The organism is Arthrobacter sp. V1I7, assembly GCF_030817015.1.
Taxonomy (GTDB): domain Bacteria; phylum Actinomycetota; class Actinomycetes; order Actinomycetales; family Micrococcaceae; genus Arthrobacter.
Genome location: NZ_JAUSYS010000001.1, coordinates 836,418 through 854,358 on the forward strand (window position 1 = coordinate 836,418; position 17,941 = coordinate 854,358).

Genomic DNA, 17,941 nt, shown 5'->3' on the forward strand with positions numbered 1-17,941 from the left:
TCAGTTCAGAGCCGGGTATCCGACATTGCGAGGATGAGTGAGGATCAGGTGACCGAAACAGCTGCCAACAGCTCCAAGGGCCGCCCCGCCAGGAACGCCGACAAGGCCGGCTTCTTCGCTCGAATTGCGCTCTTCATCCGCCAGGTAATCGGCGAGCTGAAGAAGGTCGTTGCACCGACCCGCAAGGAATTGATCAACTACACACTCGTGGTGCTGGTGTTCGTGGTCATCATGATGCTCATCGTCACCCTGCTGGACCTGGCCTTCGGGACCGGAGTGAGCTGGGTCTTCGGCGGCACGGCCTCCACGGACCGCTAACCCGACCGGTCCGCAGACCGCGTGGATGTCCCCGGAAAACCGGTGCCTCCGCGGGGTGTGCGGAATTGAGTCATTTAAATAGGCATGTAAGGCAATGAGGAAGCAGGAGACCAAGTGTCTGAGCAGGAGCTCGAGGTAACTGAGACTGAGCTGGATAAGCGCCAGGACGCCGCGGTGGAAGCCGGGGAAGAGTCCGAGGCTGTGTCTGCTGCGCCCGAATCCGACGTCGCTGACGAACCCGTAGCCGACGAAGAAACCGCCGAAGCCGAAACCGGCGCAACTGCCGACGAGGCCGAAACCGACGAGGCCGAAACCGGCGAGGCCGAAACAGACGAGGCCGAAACCGGCGCATCCGCAGACGAGTCCGAAACGGACGAGTCAGGCGACGTTCTCGTCGTTGCCGCCGCTGCCGCGGACGTGGACCCGGCCGATGAGTTCAAGGCCAAGCTGCGCCGCCAGGAGGGTGACTGGTACGTCATCCACTCCTACGCCGGCTACGAAAACCGCGTCAAGGCCAACCTTGAGACCCGCATCCAGACGCTGGACATGGAAGATTATATCTTCGAGATCCAGGTCCCGATGGAGGAAGTTGTTGAGATCAAGAACGCTCAGCGCAAGGTCATCAACCGCGTCCGCATCCCCGGTTACGTGCTGGTCCGCATGGACCTGACGGACGCCTCCTGGGGCGCCGTCCGTCACACTCCCGGAGTCACCGGATTCGTGGGCAACGCCCACAACCCGGTTCCGCTGCGCCTCGACGAGGTCTTCTCCATGCTCGCCCCGGTCTTCGAGGAAGAGCAGGCCGAGAAGGGCAAGCCCGTCAAGCACGCTGCCGCCCAGATCGACGTCGACTTCGAGGTCGGCGAATCGGTCATCGTCAAGGAGGGCCCCTTCGAGACCCTTCCGGCCACGATCTCCGAGATCAAGGTGGATTCCCAGACCCTCGTGGTGCTGGTCTCCATTTTCGAGCGCGAAACCCCGGTCACGCTGGCGTTCAACCAGGTCAGCAAGATCTAGCTTCCCCCACAGAATTCGCCCCGGGCTGCCCGCTTAGCAGCCCCGGGGCGGCCGGCCGCCTTGCCATGGCGGCCACCAACCTGAGGCACGCTCCTGTGTCCCAGGACGCAATTGAGAGAAGGACCCTACATTGGCTCCCAAGAAGAAGGTCACCGGCCTCATCAAGCTGCAGATCCAGGCAGGTGCCGCTAACCCGGCCCCGCCGATCGGTCCTGCGCTCGGCCAGCACGGTGTCAACATCATGGAATTCTGCAAGGCGTACAACGCCGCGACGGAATCCCAGCGCGGCAACGTCATTCCGGTTGAAATCACGGTCTACGAGGACCGCTCGTTCACGTTTATCACCAAGACCCCGCCGGCTGCAGAGCTCATCAAGAAGGCTGCAGGCGTCGCCAAGGGTTCGCCTACCCCGCACACCGTCAAGGTTGCCAAGCTGACCCAGGCCCAGGTCAACGAGATCGCCACCACCAAGATGGAAGATCTCAACGCCACGAGCCTCGAAGGCGCCGCGAAGATCATCGCCGGTACCGCCCGTTCGATGGGTATCACCGTCGAGGGTTAATACCCACCGCTGTCCAGCGACTGCAACCCAAAACCGGGAAGCACGACGCCGGATGGCACCGCCGGGCAACCGGCACCACCTAATCATTGAGATGTTGGAACCCGGACGGATAAACCAACCGGAGTCCCGACTGTGGCAGGGCCCAGCGCGGTCCGCAGACCACAACTGCACAAGGAGAATAAGCAGCATGGCAAAGCGCAGCAAAGCATATGAGGCAGCCGCAGCCAAGATCGACGCGGAGAAGTTCTACGCGCCGTTCGAGGCAGTGACGCTGGCCAAGGACACCAACCCGTCCAAGTTCGACGCCACCGTTGAGGTTGCATTCCGCCTGGGTGTAGACCCGCGTAAGGCTGACCAGATGGTCCGCGGCACCGTGAACCTGCCGCACGGCACCGGTAAGGTTGCCCGCGTCCTCGTCTTCGCAACGGGCGAAAAGGCCGAAGCAGCAATCGCTGCCGGCGCCGACTTCGTTGGTTCCGATGACCTGATCGAAAAGATCGCAGCCGGCTGGACCGACTTCGATTCCGCCGTCGCCACCCCTGACCTCATGGGCAAGGTTGGCCGCCTCGGTAAGGTCCTGGGTCCGCGCAACCTGATGCCGAACCCGAAGACCGGTACCGTGACCGCTGACGTCGCCAAGGCCGTCAACGACATCAAGGGCGGCAAGATCGACTTCCGCGTCGACAAGCACTCGAACCTGCACTTCATCATCGGCAAGGTTTCGTTCGACGCCATCAAGCTGGCCGAGAACTACGCAGCCGCACTGGAAGAGGTCCTTCGCCTCAAGCCGTCCGCTTCCAAGGGACGCTACATCCAGAAGGCCACCGTCGCCACCACGTTTGGCCCGGGCATCACGGTTGACCCCAACGTCACCAAGGTCCTGACCGAGGTCTAGTCCTCGACAGCCCAAGCGCAGAAAAGCACAAGCGCAGAAAGACCGTCCCGCAACCGCGGGGCGGTCTTTTCGCATTCCGGCGCGCTGGTTAGGCTGTCCCGGTGACTACAACGCCGTACCACATCGAGCCCCTCGCCCTCCCGGCCGCCATCGATTCCGCCGACGCCGGCGCCTTCCTGGCAGTCGCGGAGCTGTGCGATGCCCTGACGCTCGAAACCTGGGGCAACCTGGACCGGTCAGCCCCGCCCGCGGCCCGGCTTCAGGATTGGCGGGACAATGCCTACCGGACGGTCCGGGTCTTCTTCGTGCGCCAGGGAGGGCGGGTGGTGGGCAGTTCGTGGATCAGGTGCGAAGTCCAGGAGAACCTTCGCAGCGCCCTCCTGCACGTCCAGGTGCTGAATGAATTCACCCGCCGGGGGATCGGCCGGACGCTGCTGCAGCATGCGCAGGAGCTGGCAGCCGCCGAGGGCCGCACGATCCTGCAGAGCTTTACGGAACATCCCGCCGATTTCGACGCCGACGGTCCGGGCCTGCTCCGGCCCGCCACCGGAACGGGGTCCCTGCCCGCCGACGCGCGGGGTGTCCGGTTCGCGCTGGAGGCAGGCTACCGCCTCGAGCAGGTCGAGCGCTTCAGCGTCCTTGATGTGCCGGCACACGCCGGGACCTGGGATGGCCTGGAACGGGATGCTGTGGCCAGGGCCGGGGAGGACTATGAGCTCCTCGCCTGGACGGGGAGCTGCCCGGATGATTACGTCGACGAGCTTGCCGTCCTGATGTCCCGGATGAGCACCGACGTGCCGACCGGAGAGCTGAGCTATGACGAGGAAACCTGGGACGTCGCCCGCGTCCGGCACATCGAGGACATCTGGAAGCGGGCAGGAATCGTCTCCCTCGTGGCCGCCGCCCGGCACCGGCCCAGCGGTAAGTTGGCCGCCTACTCGGTGCTGCAGCTCACGCCCTCGAAACCCTGGTTGGCGGATCAGGACGACACCCTCGTAGCCAAGCCCCACCGCGGCCACCGGCTCGGCATGCTCGTGAAGCTGCTCAACCTGCGTCGTCTGCGGTCCGAATACCCGGGCGTGGAACGCGTGATCACGTTCAACGCGGCGGAAAACGATCACATGCTGGACATCAACGTCGCGCTCGGCTTCCGGCCCGCGGGCTGGGACGGCGAATGGCAGCGCATCGTCGCGGCGTAACCCATGGAACGGTGGGCCAAACCGGCATATGCTGGCGGTCAAAGCCCGGCCTAAGCCGGGCTTCAGGCACCCGTAGGGGATGCAGAACGGCTGGGATGGTGTCCTCCATGGCAAATGACGTACGGATTGAACAGCTTTGGATCCCCGACGCCGTGGACGGACCGGACGCCGCCGACTTCCTGGCCGCGATTGAAGTGGGCCGCAAGGTGCGCATGCAGACCTGGGGGAGTGACGACCTCGCGTACGCTCCGCAGGAGAAGCTGCTCGAGATGGCGGACCCCTATGAACGCCAGGTGATCCTCGTGGCCAAGATCGGCAGCGAGATCGTCGGCACCGTGGACATTGCGTTGCCGCTCTCGGACAACCTTGACCTCGCCGAATTCACGCTCGACATCCTGCCGGAGTTCCAGGGGCAGGGCGTGGGCCGGCAACTGCTCGAAGCTGCGGAACACTTCGCCCGGGACGAGGGCAGGCACACGATCCTGATCGACACGAACCATCCGGGCGCGTCGCTGGGCGACAGCGAGGCCGGGCAGCTTGTCCCCGGCAGCGGCCTCGGTTTCGTTCCGCTGGGCACCCGCGAGGTGGAGTTCGCCCGGCACACCGGTTACACCCTGCAGCACATCGAAAAATTCAGCGCCTGCGCCCTGCCGCTCGATACTAAGCTCGTGGCCGAACTGGAGGCCGAGGCGGAGGAAGCCAACGGTGGCCGCTACCGCCTGCATCACTGGACCGACCGGTGCCCTGACCAGTGGCTCGAGTCCGTCGCGGCGCTGGAAAACCGTGCCGGTGAAGACGGAGTGCCGGGAGTCGACATGGAGGACATGGTGTTCGACGGCGGGATCCTCCGCGAGGCGGAAGAGATCGCGATCGTGCAGGGCCGCCGCACGGTAGTCACCGCCGTCGAACATATCGCCACCGGCGAGCTCGTCGGCCTGACCACCATCAGCGTGCTCGCGCTGCGCCCCGACGTCGTGTTCCAGGACGACACGGTGGTCCTTCAGGAGCACCGCGGCAACAAGCTCGGCCTGCTGATCAAGGTCGCCAACATGGTGCGGCTCTCGGAACAGTTCCCCGATGCCAGGGTCCTCTACACCTGGAACGCCCCGGAAAACCGGTACCTGCTCAAGGTCAACCAGCAGCTCGGTTTCACCACTGCGGGCGTGACCGGGATCTGGCAGAAGGAACTGCCGGACTTCGGGCCCAGCGTCAGCTGACCCCGGCGCCGGCATCCGCCCCCGGACGCCGGCGCAAGTCCCTCACCGGGCGCGGACCGGGCGCGGCCCGGCGACTGTCCGGCGACGGTCCGGTGCCCCGATTTGGAGCTTCCCTCCCGCACCCCGTAAGCTGGGAGGACCAAAGACCGTCGGTTGTTGGAAATCCACTCTCCCAAGCAAGGCTCACCTCTGCAGTCGCGCCGGGAGGGCCAGTGGATCTCCGGACGAAGGACCCTGAACATAGGGCGGCCGGCGCAGGTGAACGAAGCAAAGCTCCGTGGTTCTGGACCGCGTCGAGACAAGCCCCGTGCATCTGCGCGGGGCGTTTTTAGTTTTAGCTCTGTTGAGCGGGGACCGGGAAACAAAACCACCGGCACTATCCCCGGAAGGAGGGTTATGGCAACGCCTAGCAAGGTTTCAGCAGTAGCTGAGATCACTAACGATTTCAAGGAATCGAACGCCGCTGTCCTGACCGAATACCGTGGGCTCACCGTTGCACAGCTCAAGCAGCTGCGTGTCTCTCTCGGCCAGGACACCAAGTTCTCGGTCGTAAAGAACACCCTGACCGCCATTGCAGCCAAGGAAGCTGGTGTCGAAGCATTCAACGACCAGCTCTCCGGCCCCACTGCAATCGCGTTCATCAAGGGTGACGCAGTTGCCGCTGCCAAGAGCCTGACGGATTTTGCCAAGGCCAACAAGCAGCTGGTTATCAAGACCGGTTACTTCGAGGGCAAGGCACTGAACGCGAGCGAAGTCGCTGCCCTGGCAGCACTCGAGTCCCGCGAGCTGCAGCTCGCCAAGGTTGCAGGCATCCTCAAGGCTCCTGCTGCCGCCGCTGCACGCATCATCGACGCACTGCGTCTCAAGCTTGAAGAAGAGAACGGTGCGCCGGCAGCAGCCGAAGCACCCGCCGCTGAAGAAGCTCCGGCCGAGGCTGTTGCTCCGGCCGATGCTCCCGCAGCAGATGCAGCAGCAGAAGCCGAAGCTCCGGCCGACGCCGCAGCCCCCGAAGAGAAGTAACTCTCTTTCAAACCAGACTCCGGTGTGAAGGCAATGGCTCAGGCCGCCGAGCACCACTATAGGAAGGACGCCACACCATGGCGAAGCTCACCAACGAAGAGCTCATTGAAGCTTTCAAGGAACTGACCATCATCGAGCTCTCCGAGTTCGTCAAGCTCTTCGAAGAGACCTTCGAAGTTACCGCTGCCGCGGTTGCAGTTGCTGGCCCCGCCGGCGGCGGCGCTGCTGAAGAAGCTGAAGAGCAGACCGAATTCGACGTCGTCCTGGAACACCCGGGCGACAAGAAGATCGCAGTGATCAAGGAAGTACGCGCAATCACTTCCCTGGGCCTCAAGGAAGCCAAGGACCTGGTTGACAGCGCTCCCAAGGCTGTTCTCGAAGGTGTCACCAAGGAAGCTGCCGAGAAGGCTGTTGCACAGCTCGAAGAAGCTGGCGCTCGCGTTACCCTCAAGTAACTCGCGGCTCCGGGAAGGGTCGGAAACGGCCTGTTCCCAGCTTGGTTCCGGAAACCCCGTCCACTCCGGTGGGCGGGGTTTTCCGCGTTTTGACCAACGCTGCCGGTCAGGTCCGGGCAGCGGTGCCGCCAGGCCCGGTGAGTCAGCTCGGTGCCGCCAGGCCCGGTGAGTCAGCTCGGTGCCGCCAGGCCCGGTGAGTCAGTTCGGTGCCGCCAGGCCCGCTGAGTCAGTTCGGTGCCGCCAGGCCCGCTGAGTCAGCTCGGGTCCGAAATGTCCGCGATGACGGCGTCCAGGGCGCCCGTCAGGGCGTCGGCGTCGACGAAGGCGCTGTAGCCGTGTTCACCGGCTCCCATGGAAATCCGCCGGCCGCTGATACTCCGGTCGGCGTACACCGGCCAGGCCACCGTGCTGCCGAGCGGCGTGATGGTGCCGCGCTCGTAGCCCGTGGCCGCCAGTGCGACGTCCGCCGCCGGCAGTGACAGCTTGTTGACGCCCACGAGCGCCCGGAGCTTGGGCCAGGAAATCTGCCGGTCCCCAGGGATCAGGGCGAACAGGAAGCTTCCGTCCTTGTGCTTGACGACGAGGGATTTCACAATGTCCCCCGGCTGGATCCCGAGGATTCGTGCGGCCTCCTCGAGGCTGTTCGCGGCGAGGCGCTCGACGACGCGGACCTCCAGCCCCCGGGCGGCGGCGTCGGCCAGGAAGCGCTCCCGGCCCTTCCCGCCGTCGGCTCCGCCCGCGACGGCGGTCGCTGCTCCCTTGTCCTTCACGACCGTCTCAGTCGCGGTACAGCAGGAGGGCTTCGCCCTGGCCCCCGCCGCCGCAGAGGGAGACGGCCGCCTTGCCGCTGCCCCTCCGTTTCAGTTCGTGCGCCGCGTGCAGCGCCAGCCGGGCACCGGAGGCGCCGATCGGGTGTCCCAGGGCGATGGCCCCGCCGTGGAGGTTGCATTTGTCCAGCGGGTACTCGAGATCCTTGAGGGACTGGACGGCCACGGAGCCGAAAGCTTCGTTGATTTCGATGAAGTCCAGGTCCGCGGTGGACCAGCCCGCCTTGTCCAGCGCGCTCTGGATGGCATTGGAGGGCTGGGAGTGCAGCGAGTTGTCGGGGCCGGCAACCTGCCCGGGCTTGCCGACAACGGCAAGATAATCCAGCCCGTTGTCCTCGGCGAACTTCCGCGAGCAGAGCACGAGGGCCGCGGCGCCGTCGGACAGGGGAGAGGAGTTGCCCGCAGTGATCGTCCCGTCCGTGACGAAGGCCGCCCGCAGCCCGGCCAGCGACTGCACCGTGGTGTTGGGGCGGATGCCTTCGTCGGCCTCCACGACGACCGGATCGCCCTTGCGCTGCTTGACGCTGATCGGGGCAATCTCGCCGTCGAACACCCCGTCCTTCGCTGCCCGGGCAGCGCGCTGGTGCGAGGCGGCGGCGACCTCGTCCTGGGAAGTGCGGTCGATGCCCAGGACGAGGTTCTTGCTCTCGGTCGACAGCCCCATGGACTGGCCGTCGAAGGCATCGGTCAGGCCGTCGTGGGCGGCGGCGTCGAGCGCCTGCACGGTTCCGTAGGTCCAGCCCTGCCGGGAGCCGGGAAGGACGTGCGGGGCGCGCGTCATGGATTCCTGGCCGCCGGCGACGACGACCGTGGCGTCGCCGCCGCGGATCATCCGGGCAGCGTCAATGACGGCGGTGAGGCCGGAGAGGCAGACCTTGTTGATGGTGACAGTGGGGACGTTCCAGCCGATGCCGGCGGCGACGGCGCTCTGGCGCGCGGGGTTCTGGCCCGCTCCGGCCTGCAGTACCTGGCCCATGATGACCGAGTCCACCTGATCGGCTTTCACCCCGCTGGCGGCCAGCGCCGCCCGGATCGCGTGGGCACCGAGCTCCACGGCCGTGAAGCTGGCCAGCTGGCCATTGAGGCGGCCCAGGGGCGTGCGGGAAGCGGCAAGGATGACAACATCATTGTTGTCCGCGGAGTTGCTCATGGTTTCCTCTTCCGATCATTTTCGAGTTAAACCTAGGTTATCGTGAGCCCGATCACCTATCCACACCGCTTCCGGCCCGGCCCGGGCGGGGAGCCCAGGACGCGTGCCGCCGGGCGGGGGCCGCCATGGCGGACGGAAGCCGGTGCTTGCAATCGGAACGGAAGTGGGGTAGACAAGTAGGTTGCTTTGCCGTATCGTAGAGATTTGCGTCTTCCCTGTTTACCTTCAGCCTTCATATAGCGGTGGGCTTAGCCTGGCAGCTGCGCCATCAATGTGCCGTCAACAGCGGCACCAACATGGACAGCGCGGGTCCCGGGTCATATAGCGGAACCGGACTGGTAGCACTGCGGAGTCACTCTGCAGGGTGCATAACGGGGGAGATCTGAAAACGCCTGAAGGTCTGTGGAAGGATCCCTCTTGGTCGCCTCGAGCACCTCTAATGTAAACAACGCTGCAACCGCTATCAATGCCGAAAGCACCGACGGTGCAACCCGGCGGCTCTCATTCGCAAAGATTCACGAACCTCTTGACGTTCCGAATCTGCTTGCCCTGCAAACGGACAGCTTCGACTGGCTGGTCGGAAATGAACGCTGGCAGGCCCGCGTAGCGAAGGCCGTCGAAGAAGGCGACCTGAGCGTCGCCACGTCCTCCGGTCTTTCCGACATCTTCGAAGAGATCTCCCCGATCGAGGATTTCCAGGGCACCATGTCCCTGAGCTTCTCCGAGCCGGAGTTCGCTGACCCGAAGTACACCATGGCCGAGTGCAAGGACCGGGACGCTACCTACTCGGCTCCGCTGTACGTTAAAGCCGAATTCATGAACAACAACACGGGCGAAATCAAGCAGCAGACCGTGTTCATGGGTGACTTCCCGCTGATGACCGAAAAGGGCACCTTCGTCGTCAACGGCACCGAGCGTGTTGTCGTCTCCCAGCTGGTCCGTTCCCCGGGCGCGTACTTCGAGCGCACCGCCGACAAGACCAGCGACAAGGACATCTTCACCGCGAAGATCATCCCGTCCCGCGGCGCCTGGTTCGAACTCGAAATCGACAAGCGCGACCAGGTCGGCGTTCGCCTCGACCGCAAGCGCAAGCAGTCCGTCACGGTGCTGCTGAAGGCCCTCGGCTGGACCGAAGGCCAGATCCTCGAAGAGTTCGGCCAGTACGACTCCATGCGCGCAACGCTGGAGAAGGACGCCACCGAAACCCGCGAAGACGCCTTGCTGGACATCTACCGGAAGCTGCGACCGGGCGAGCCGCCCACGGTCGAGGCTGCCCAGTCCCTGCTGGACAACCTGTACTTCAACTCCAAGCGCTACGATCTGGCCAAGGTCGGCCGTTACAAGATCAACCGCAAGCTTGGCATCGACCGCTCCCTTGGTGACAAGGAAGCGTCCGTCCTGCACGTGGAAGACATCGTCGCGATGATCAAGTTCCTCGTTGCCCTGCACGCCGGTGAGAAGACCCTCACGGGCAAGCGTGACGGCCAGGACCACGAGCTGCGCGTTGAGATCGACGACATCGACCACTTCGGCAACCGCCGCATCCGCGCCGTCGGCGAGCTCATCGAGAACCAGGTCCGCACCGGCCTGTCCCGCATGGAGCGCGTTGTCCGCGAGCGTATGACGACCCAGGACGTCGAGGCCATCACGCCGCAGACGCTGATCAACATCCGCCCCGTCGTGGCAGCCATCAAGGAGTTCTTCGGAACGTCCCAGCTGTCACAGTTCATGGACCAGAACAACCCGCTCTCGGGCTTGACCCACAAGCGCCGCCTGTCCGCGCTGGGCCCGGGCGGTCTGTCCCGCGACCGTGCAGGCATGGAAGTCCGAGACGTTCACCCGTCGCACTACGGACGCATGTGCCCGATCGAAACCCCGGAAGGCCCGAACATCGGCCTGATCGGTTCGCTGGCTTCCTACGGACGGATCAACCCGTTCGGCTTCATCGAGACGCCGTACCGTCTCGTGTCCGAGGGTGTTGTCTCCGATGAGGTCCAGTACCTGACGGCCGACGACGAAGCCGAGGTCCTGATCGCACAGGCCAACGCTCCGCTCGATGCGAACAAGAAGTTCGCCGAAGAGACAGTCCTCGTCCGCGCCCGTGGTGGTGGAGGCGAGCCCGTGCTGGTTCCCGCCGCCGACGTCGAGTTCATGGACGTTTCCCCGCGCCAGATGGTGTCCGTGGCTACCGCCCTGATCCCGTTCCTCGAGCATGACGATGCAAACCGCGCCCTCATGGGTGCCAACATGCAGCGCCAGGCCGTGCCGCTGGTCCGTTCCGAGGCGCCGTTCGTCGGTACCGGCATGGAGCGCGCCGCAGCAGTCGATGCCGGTGACGTCGTCATCGCGAAGAAGGCAGGTGTGGTGACCGAGGTCTCCGCTGAGCTGGTCATCATGCTCAACGACGACGGTACGGAAACCAACTACCGGATCAACAAGTTCGCCCGCTCCAACCAGGGCAACTGCTACAACCACCGCGTTCTGGTGAGCGAAGGCCAGCGCCTGGAGGTCGGCGGCATCATCGCCGACGGCCCGGCAACGGACCAGGGCGAACTTGCCCTCGGTAAGAACCTGCTCGTGGCATTCATGTCATGGGAAGGCCACAACTTCGAGGATGCCATCATCCTGTCCCAGCGCATCGTGGCTGAGGACGTTCTTTCCTCCATCCACATCGAGGAGCACGAGATCGATGCCCGCGACACCAAACTTGGTGCCGAGGAAATCACCCGTGACATCCCCAACGTGTCCGAGGAGGTCCTGGCCGGCCTGGACGAGCGTGGCATCATCCACATCGGTGCCGAGGTTGAAGCCGGCGACATCCTGGTCGGAAAGGTCACACCCAAGGGCGAGACCGAGCTGACTCCGGAAGAGCGCCTGCTGCGCGCCATCTTCGGTGAGAAGTCCCGCGAAGTGCGCGACACCTCGCTGAAGGTTCCGCACGGCGAGTCCGGCACCGTGATCGGTGTCCGTGTCTTCGACCGCGACAACGACGACGAGCTGCCCCCGGGCGTCAACCAGCTGGTCCGCGTCTACGTCGCTGCCAAGCGCAAGATCACCGACGGCGACAAGCTCGCCGGCCGTCACGGCAACAAGGGCGTCATCTCCAAGATCCTCCCGATCGAGGACATGCCCTTCCTTGCCGACGGTACCCCCGTTGATATCGTCCTGAACCCGTTGGGTGTTCCGGGCCGTATGAACGTCGGCCAGGTGCTGGAAACGCACCTCGGCTGGGTTGCCAAGACCGGCTGGAAGATCGAGGGCGAGCCCGACTGGGTCAAGCAGCTGCCGAACCTGCCGCGCGAGAGTGGCTCGACCACTGTTGCAACGCCGGTCTTCGACGGTGCCCGTGAAGAGGAAATCACCGGCCTGCTCGACTCCACCAACGTCACCCGCGACGGCGACCGCCTGATCAACTCCTCGGGCAAGACCCGTCTGTTCGACGGCCGCTCCGGCGAGCCGTTCCCGGATCCGATCTCGGTCGGCTACATGTACATCCTGAAGCTCCACCACCTGGTGGACGACAAGATCCACGCACGCTCCACCGGCCCGTACTCCATGATCACGCAGCAGCCGCTGGGTGGTAAGGCACAGTTCGGTGGCCAGCGCTTCGGTGAAATGGAAGTGTGGGCGCTCGAAGCTTACGGTGCCGCCTACACGCTCCAGGAACTCCTCACGATCAAGTCGGATGACATCCATGGTCGTGTGAAGGTCTACGAAGCCATCGTCAAGGGCGAGAACATCCCGGAGCCGGGCGTTCCTGAGTCCTTCAAGGTCTTGATCAAGGAAATGCAGTCGCTGTGCCTGAACGTGGAAGTGCTTTCCACGGACGGAACCACAATTGAAATGCGTGACTCTGATGACGCAGTCTTCACGGCTGCGGAAGAACTGGGCATCGATCTGTCTCGTGCAGAGCCCAGTTCCGTAGAAGAGGTCTAGCAGGGGCCCGGAGGAAGGCAGCCGGCCAACCGGCCCAGCTGTCTTCCTCCGGACCTCCTCCCTCTTCCCGTAACCCAAGACTTCAGAATTTAGAGAACAAGAGAGAACAGGGACCATATGTCCAGCGAATCCTCCTTCGGCCTCATGCAGATCGGCCTCGCCACCGCGGAAGACATCCGTGGCTGGTCTTACGGCGAGGTTAAGAAGCCGGAAACCATCAACTACCGCACGCTCAAGCCCGAGAAGGACGGCCTCTTCTGCGAGAAGATCTTCGGCCCGTCCCGCGACTGGGAGTGCTACTGCGGTAAGTACAAGCGCGTGCGCTTCAAGGGCATCATCTGCGAGCGGTGTGGCGTTGAGGTCACCCGTGCGAAGGTGCGTCGTGAGCGCATGGGCCACATCGAGCTGGCCGCCCCGGTTACGCACATCTGGTACTTCAAGGGTGTTCCGTCCCGTCTGGGCTACCTTCTTGACCTGGCACCGAAGGACCTCGAAAAGGTCATCTACTTCGCCGCCTACATGATCACGAGCGTCGACGCCGACAGCCGCCACGAAGAACTGCCCAACCTGCAGGTTGAGCACGACATCGAGAAGAAGCAGCTGATCGACAACCGCGACTCGGACATCGCCACGATTGCCCGCGACCTCGAGAACGAGCTTGCCCGTCTCGAAGGCGAAGGCGCCAAGGCTGCCGACAAGAAGAAGGCCCGCGACTCTGCTGACCGCCAGATGGCTAATGTCCGCAAGCGCGCGGATGCCGAAATCGAGCGCCTCGAGCAGGTCTGGGACCGCTTCAAGAACCTCAAGGTCGCCGACCTCGAAGGTGACGAAGGCCTGTACCGCGAACTGCGCGACCGCTACGGCATGTACTTCGAAGGCTCCATGGGTGCCGAGGCCATCAAGAAGCGTCTTGAGAACTTCGACATGCAGGCCGAGTCCGACATGCTGCGCGACATCATCGCCAACGGCAAGGGCCAGCGCAAGACCCGTGCCCTGAAGCGGCTCAAGGTGGTCAACGCCTTCCTGACGACGAACAACAGCCCGCTCGGCATGGTGCTGGACGCCGTCCCGGTGATCCCGCCGGAACTGCGCCCGATGGTCCAGCTGGATGGTGGCCGCTTCGCGACCTCCGACCTCAACGACCTCTACCGCCGCGTGATCAACCGCAACAACCGCCTCAAGCGACTGCTTGATCTCGGTGCCCCGGAGATCATCGTCAACAACGAGAAGCGCATGCTTCAGGAAGCTGTTGACAGCCTCTTCGACAATGGCCGCCGCGGCCGTCCGGTCACCGGACCGGGCAACCGTCCGCTGAAGTCCCTGAGCGACATGCTCAAGGGCAAGCAGGGCCGTTTCCGCCAGAACCTCCTCGGCAAGCGCGTCGACTACTCCGGCCGTTCGGTCATCGTCGTCGGCCCGCAGCTGAAGCTGCACCAGTGCGGTCTGCCGAAGCAGATGGCGCTGGAGCTCTTCAAGCCGTTCGTGATGAAGCGCCTGGTTGACCTCAACCACGCGCAGAACATCAAGTCGGCCAAGCGGATGGTCGAGCGTTACCGCCCGCAGGTCTGGGATGTCCTCGAAGAGATCATCACCGAGCACCCCGTGCTGCTGAACCGTGCACCCACCCTGCACCGTCTCGGCATCCAGGCGTTCGAACCTCAGCTTGTTGAAGGTAAGGCAATCCAGCTTCACCCGCTGGTCTGTGGCGCCTTCAACGCTGACTTCGACGGCGACCAGATGGCAGTGCACCTGCCGCTGAGCCCCGAAGCCCAGGCTGAGGCCCGCATCCTGATGCTGTCCTCGAACAACATCCTGAAGCCGTCTGACGGCCGCCCGGTGACGCTGCCTTCGCAGGATATGATCATCGGCCTTTACCACCTGACCACCAAGCGTGTCGGTTCAGCTGGCGAGGGCCGGATCTTCTCCTCCGTCGCGGAAGCCATCATGGCGTACGACCTGCACGAGCTGCACCTGAACTCCCAGGTCAAGATCCGTCTTGAGGGCTTCGTCCCGTACGCCGGCTGGGAAGCTCCGGAAGACTGGGAGCCGGGCCAGACCGCTCTCGTCCAGACCTCCCTGGGCCAGGTTCTCTTCAACGAGACCCTGCCCGCGGACTACCCGTGGGTCGAGGATGTTGCCGACAAGGGCGAGCTGTCCCGGATCGTCAACGACCTTGCCGAGCGCTACCCGAAGGTGATGACGGCGGCAACGCTGGACAACCTCAAGGACGCCGGTTTCTACTGGGCCACCCGGTCCGGCGTCACCGTCGCGATCTCCGACATCGAGGTGCCCCAGGACAAGCCGAGGATCCTCGCCGGTTACGAGACCATGGCCGCCAAGATCCAGGGCCAGTACGACAAGGGCCTGATCGACGACGACGAGCGTCGCCAGGAACTGATCGAGATCTGGAACAAGGCAACGAACGAGATCGCCCAGGCGATGCGTGACAACCTGTCCCCGATGAACACCATCAACCGCATGGTGTCCTCCGGTGCGCGTGGTAACTGGATGCAGGTCCGTCAGATCGCGGGTATCCGTGGCCTGGTGGCCAACCCTAAGGGCGAGATCATCCCGCGTCCGATCAAGTCCTCCTACCGCGAGGGCCTGTCGGTGCTGGAATACTTCATCGCCACGCACGGTGCCCGTAAGGGCCTGGCCGACACCGCGCTGCGTACCGCCAACTCGGGTTACCTCACCCGTCGTCTGGTGGACGTCTCGCAGGACGTCATTGTCCGTGAAGAGGACTGCGGCACCGAGCGCGGCCTGGTCACGGCGATCGCCGTGGCTGACGCCAACGGCGAGCTGGTCCTGGACGAGAACGTCGAGAACAGCGCCTACGCCCGTACCCTGGCCGTGGATGTCGTTGACTCCAAGGGCAACGTCCTGGCGGCCGGCGGCACTGACTGCGGCGACGTCGTCATTGCCGAGCTGTTCGCAGCCGGCATCACCGAGGTCAAGGTCCGCTCCGTACTCACCTGTGAGTCCGGCGTCGGCACCTGCGCCCTGTGCTACGGCCGTTCGCTGGCCACGGGCAAGACCGTCGACATCGGCGAGGCAGTCGGCATCATTGCCGCGCAGTCCATCGGTGAGCCGGGCACCCAGCTGACCATGCGTACCTTCCACACCGGTGGCGCTGTTTCCTCCAGCGGTGGAGACGACATCACCCAGGGTCTGCCCCGTATCCAGGAGCTCTTCGAAGCCCGTACTCCGAAGGGTGTCGCGCCGATTGCGGAAGCAGCCGGCCGCATCACCATCGAAGAGTCCGAGCGCCAGATGCGCCTGGTCATCACCCCGGATGACGGATCCGAAGAGATTGCCTACCCGGTGCTGCGCCGTTCACGTCTTCTGATCGAAGACGGCGAGCACGTCAGTGTCGGACAGAAGCTCATCAACGGTCCGGTCGATCCCAAGCAGGTTCTGCGCATCATGGGCCCCCGTGCCGCGCAGAAGTTCCTGGTGGACGAAGTCCAGGGCGTGTACCGCAGCCAGGGCATCGGTATCCACGACAAGCACGTCGAGGTTATCGTCCGCCAGATGCTGCGCCGCGTCACGGTCATCGAATCCGGCGATTCGGATCTGCTGCCCGGCGAGCTCGCCGAGCGCAGACGCTTCGAGGATGCCAACCGCCGCGTTGTCTCCGAGGGCAAGACGCCGGCTTCCGGCCGTCCTGAGCTCATGGGCATCACGAAGGCGTCCCTGGCGACCGAGTCCTGGCTGTCCGCGGCTTCCTTCCAGGAGACCACCCGCGTCCTGACGCAGGCGGCCATGGAAGGCAAGAGCGATCCGCTGCTCGGCCTCAAGGAGAACGTCATCATCGGTAAGCTCATCCCGGCCGGCACGGGTCTCCCGCGCTACACCGAGATCACGGTGGAGCCGACTGAAGAAGCAAAGGCCAATCTGTTCACCGGCCCCAGCGCCTTCAGCGACTTCTCCTACGACTCCCTGGGCGGCGACGGAGCTCCTGAGTTCCACGCCATCCCGCTGGATGACTACGACCTGGGCAGCGACTTCCGCTAACGGGCAGGGCGGGCCCTTTCGTGTCGCGTTCCGCGCCACGTAGGGACCCTGCCGCCCAGCCCTTAGCCTGAGGAGAGGCCCCGTTTCCACGCTGTGGAGGCGGGGCCTTTCCCGTGGTAAACCCCGCCGATTAAGGGCTGGGAGCCGTCCGTGTTAGACTTGAGACTAATTGTTATTGTGGCAGTGGATGAGTGCGCCGGTTGAAGCTGAAAGGCTTGGCCAGGACGACGTTTCCGGTTTGCAGGGTTCTTGTGCAACGTATGCCACATTTTCGCATGCCTAGGGGAAGTCCGGATGGAAGTCCATGGATCCCGGCGTGCGGTCCGACTATTAAGGCTTCGCCTCAGCCGCTATGGAGAGATCTTCACAGCTCGAGCGGCGAGGCGCAGCGACAAGAGAGCGGCCGCCAACGGCCGCTCCGGATAAAACGGAGAACACGAGAGTGCCTACGATTAACCAGCTGGTCCGTAAGGGCCGCACGCCGAAGGTCAAGAAGACCAAGGCCCCCGCGCTTAACGGCAGCCCGATGCGCCGCGGTGTTTGCACCCGCGTATACACCACGACCCCGAAGAAGCCGAACTCGGCTCTGCGTAAGGTCGCCCGTGTGCGCCTCAACGGTGGCGTTGAAGTCACCGCTTACATCCCCGGTGTAGGCCACAACCTCCAGGAGCACTCCATTGTGCTCGTACGTGGCGGCCGTGTTAAGGACCTTCCGGGTGTCCGCTACAAGATCGTCCGTGGCGCCCTCGATACCCAGGGTGTCAAGAACCGTAAGCAGGCTCGCAGCCGCTACGGCGCAAAGATGGAGAAGAAGTAATATGCCTCGCAAGGGTCCGGCCCCCAAGCGGCCGCTAGTTCTAGATCCCGTTTACGGCTCCCCGCTGGTCACCCAGCTGATCAACAAGGTGCTGGTTGACGGCAAGAAGTCCACCGCAGAGCGCATCGTCTACGGTGCCCTCGAAGGTGCTCGTGCCAAGTCCGGCGGCGACCCGGTTGCAGCCCTCAAGAAGGCCATGGAGAACGTCAAGCCTTCCCTCGAGGTCCGCTCCCGTCGTGTCGGTGGCGCCACCTACCAGGTTCCGGTTGAGGTCAAGCCGGGCCGCTCCACCGCCCTCGCGCTGCGCTGGCTGGTCGGCTACTCCAAGGCCCGCCGCGAGAAGACGATGACCGAGCGCCTCCAGAACGAGATCCTGGATGCCTCCAACGGTCTCGGTGCCGCTGTGAAGCGTCGCGAAGACACCCACAAGATGGCCGAGTCCAACAAGGCCTTCGCACACTACCGCTGGTAATACTTCCCGGACGCCGCCGGCTCAACCGAGCCGGCGGCG

At 64.2% G+C, this 17,941-nt stretch carries 14 protein-coding genes; 12 read left to right on the forward strand and 2 right to left on the reverse strand.

Annotated elements, in window-relative coordinates; all coding sequences use genetic code 11:
• Positions 1-33: 33 nt before the first annotated feature.
• The 8 genes from secE (at position 34) to rplL (ending at position 6,683) form a co-directional block, all read left to right on the forward strand.
• Positions 34-318 (forward strand): preprotein translocase subunit SecE, encoded by a 285-nt coding sequence (secE, locus tag QFZ69_RS04005; protein WP_306915751.1) that lies wholly within the window; start codon positions 34-36, stop codon positions 316-318.
• Between the two features lie 114 nt (positions 319-432).
• Complete coding sequence (gene nusG, locus QFZ69_RS04010; RefSeq protein WP_306915752.1) at positions 433-1,335, forward strand: transcription termination/antitermination protein NusG; 903 nt, start codon at positions 433-435, stop codon at positions 1,333-1,335.
• A 130-nt stretch (positions 1,336-1,465) separates the two neighbouring features.
• Positions 1,466-1,897, forward strand: coding sequence for a 50S ribosomal protein L11 (gene rplK / locus QFZ69_RS04015; RefSeq protein ID WP_248759567.1), 432 nt, complete (start codon positions 1,466-1,468; stop codon positions 1,895-1,897).
• Between the two features lie 187 nt (positions 1,898-2,084).
• Positions 2,085-2,792 carry a 50S ribosomal protein L1 gene (rplA, locus tag QFZ69_RS04020; RefSeq protein ID WP_306915754.1) on the forward strand — a complete coding sequence of 236 codons (708 nt, stop codon included), beginning with the start codon at positions 2,085-2,087 and terminating at the stop codon, positions 2,790-2,792.
• Between the two features lie 101 nt (positions 2,793-2,893).
• Positions 2,894-3,991 (forward strand): GNAT family N-acetyltransferase, encoded by a 1,098-nt coding sequence (locus QFZ69_RS04025; protein WP_306915756.1) that lies wholly within the window; start codon positions 2,894-2,896, stop codon positions 3,989-3,991.
• A 107-nt stretch (positions 3,992-4,098) separates the two neighbouring features.
• Positions 4,099-5,208 (forward strand): GNAT family N-acetyltransferase, encoded by a 1,110-nt coding sequence (locus QFZ69_RS04030; RefSeq protein WP_306915759.1) that lies wholly within the window; start codon positions 4,099-4,101, stop codon positions 5,206-5,208.
• Between the two features lie 396 nt (positions 5,209-5,604).
• On the forward strand, positions 5,605-6,228 hold the full coding sequence (gene rplJ / locus QFZ69_RS04035; RefSeq protein WP_306915761.1) for a 50S ribosomal protein L10: 624 nt from the start codon (positions 5,605-5,607) through the stop codon (positions 6,226-6,228).
• A gap of 77 nt (positions 6,229-6,305) precedes the next feature.
• Positions 6,306-6,683 (forward strand): 50S ribosomal protein L7/L12, encoded by a 378-nt coding sequence (rplL, locus tag QFZ69_RS04040; protein ID WP_264354715.1) that lies wholly within the window; start codon positions 6,306-6,308, stop codon positions 6,681-6,683.
• Between the two features lie 254 nt (positions 6,684-6,937).
• Here the strand turns inward: rplL and QFZ69_RS04045 are convergent, their stop codons facing one another.
• Both QFZ69_RS04045 and QFZ69_RS04050 read right to left on the reverse strand, forming a co-directional pair.
• Complete coding sequence (locus QFZ69_RS04045; protein ID WP_306915762.1) at positions 6,938-7,453, reverse strand: aminoacyl-tRNA deacylase; 516 nt, start codon at positions 7,451-7,453, stop codon at positions 6,938-6,940.
• A gap of 7 nt (positions 7,454-7,460) precedes the next feature.
• Complete coding sequence (locus tag QFZ69_RS04050) at positions 7,461-8,660, reverse strand: acetyl-CoA C-acetyltransferase (protein ID WP_306915764.1); 1,200 nt, start codon at positions 8,658-8,660, stop codon at positions 7,461-7,463.
• A gap of 417 nt (positions 8,661-9,077) precedes the next feature.
• Between QFZ69_RS04050 and rpoB the strand changes: the two genes are divergently transcribed.
• The 4 genes from rpoB (at position 9,078) to rpsG (ending at position 17,902) form a co-directional block, all read left to right on the forward strand.
• Positions 9,078-12,596: a DNA-directed RNA polymerase subunit beta gene (gene rpoB, locus QFZ69_RS04055; RefSeq protein ID WP_306915766.1), complete on the forward strand. Its 3,519-nt coding sequence runs from the start codon at positions 9,078-9,080 to the stop codon at positions 12,594-12,596.
• 117 nt (positions 12,597-12,713) lie between these two features.
• Positions 12,714-16,613, forward strand: coding sequence for a DNA-directed RNA polymerase subunit beta' (locus QFZ69_RS04060; protein ID WP_306915768.1), 3,900 nt, complete (start codon positions 12,714-12,716; stop codon positions 16,611-16,613).
• A gap of 442 nt (positions 16,614-17,055) precedes the next feature.
• The gene (rpsL, locus tag QFZ69_RS04065; RefSeq protein ID WP_011692814.1) at positions 17,056-17,430 is read left to right on the forward strand and encodes a 30S ribosomal protein S12; all 375 of its coding nucleotides are present in this window, start codon (positions 17,056-17,058) and stop codon (positions 17,428-17,430) included.
• A 1-nt stretch (position 17,431) separates the two neighbouring features.
• On the forward strand, positions 17,432-17,902 hold the full coding sequence (gene rpsG / locus QFZ69_RS04070; protein ID WP_011692813.1) for a 30S ribosomal protein S7: 471 nt from the start codon (positions 17,432-17,434) through the stop codon (positions 17,900-17,902).
• The last annotated feature ends 39 nt before the right edge of the window (positions 17,903-17,941 follow it).

Bases quoted from the DNA above. Each gene is read 5' to 3' on its own strand.
- secE (WP_306915751.1), top strand. From the start codon at position 34: ATGAGTGAGGATCAGGTGACCGAAACAGCTGCCAACAGCTCCAAGGGC.
- rplA (WP_306915754.1), top strand. From the start codon at position 2,085: ATGGCAAAGCGCAGCAAAGCATATGAGGCAGCCGCAGCCAAGATCGAC.
- QFZ69_RS04030 (WP_306915759.1), top strand. From the start codon at position 4,099: ATGGCAAATGACGTACGGATTGAACAGCTTTGGATCCCCGACGCCGTG.
- rplJ (WP_306915761.1), top strand. From the start codon at position 5,605: ATGGCAACGCCTAGCAAGGTTTCAGCAGTAGCTGAGATCACTAACGAT.
- rplL (WP_264354715.1), top strand. From the start codon at position 6,306: ATGGCGAAGCTCACCAACGAAGAGCTCATTGAAGCTTTCAAGGAACTG.
- QFZ69_RS04050 (WP_306915764.1), bottom strand. From the start codon at position 8,660: ATGAGCAACTCCGCGGACAACAATGATGTTGTCATCCTTGCCGCTTCC.
- QFZ69_RS04060 (WP_306915768.1), top strand. From the start codon at position 12,714: ATGTCCAGCGAATCCTCCTTCGGCCTCATGCAGATCGGCCTCGCCACC.
- rpsG (WP_011692813.1), top strand. From the start codon at position 17,432: ATGCCTCGCAAGGGTCCGGCCCCCAAGCGGCCGCTAGTTCTAGATCCC.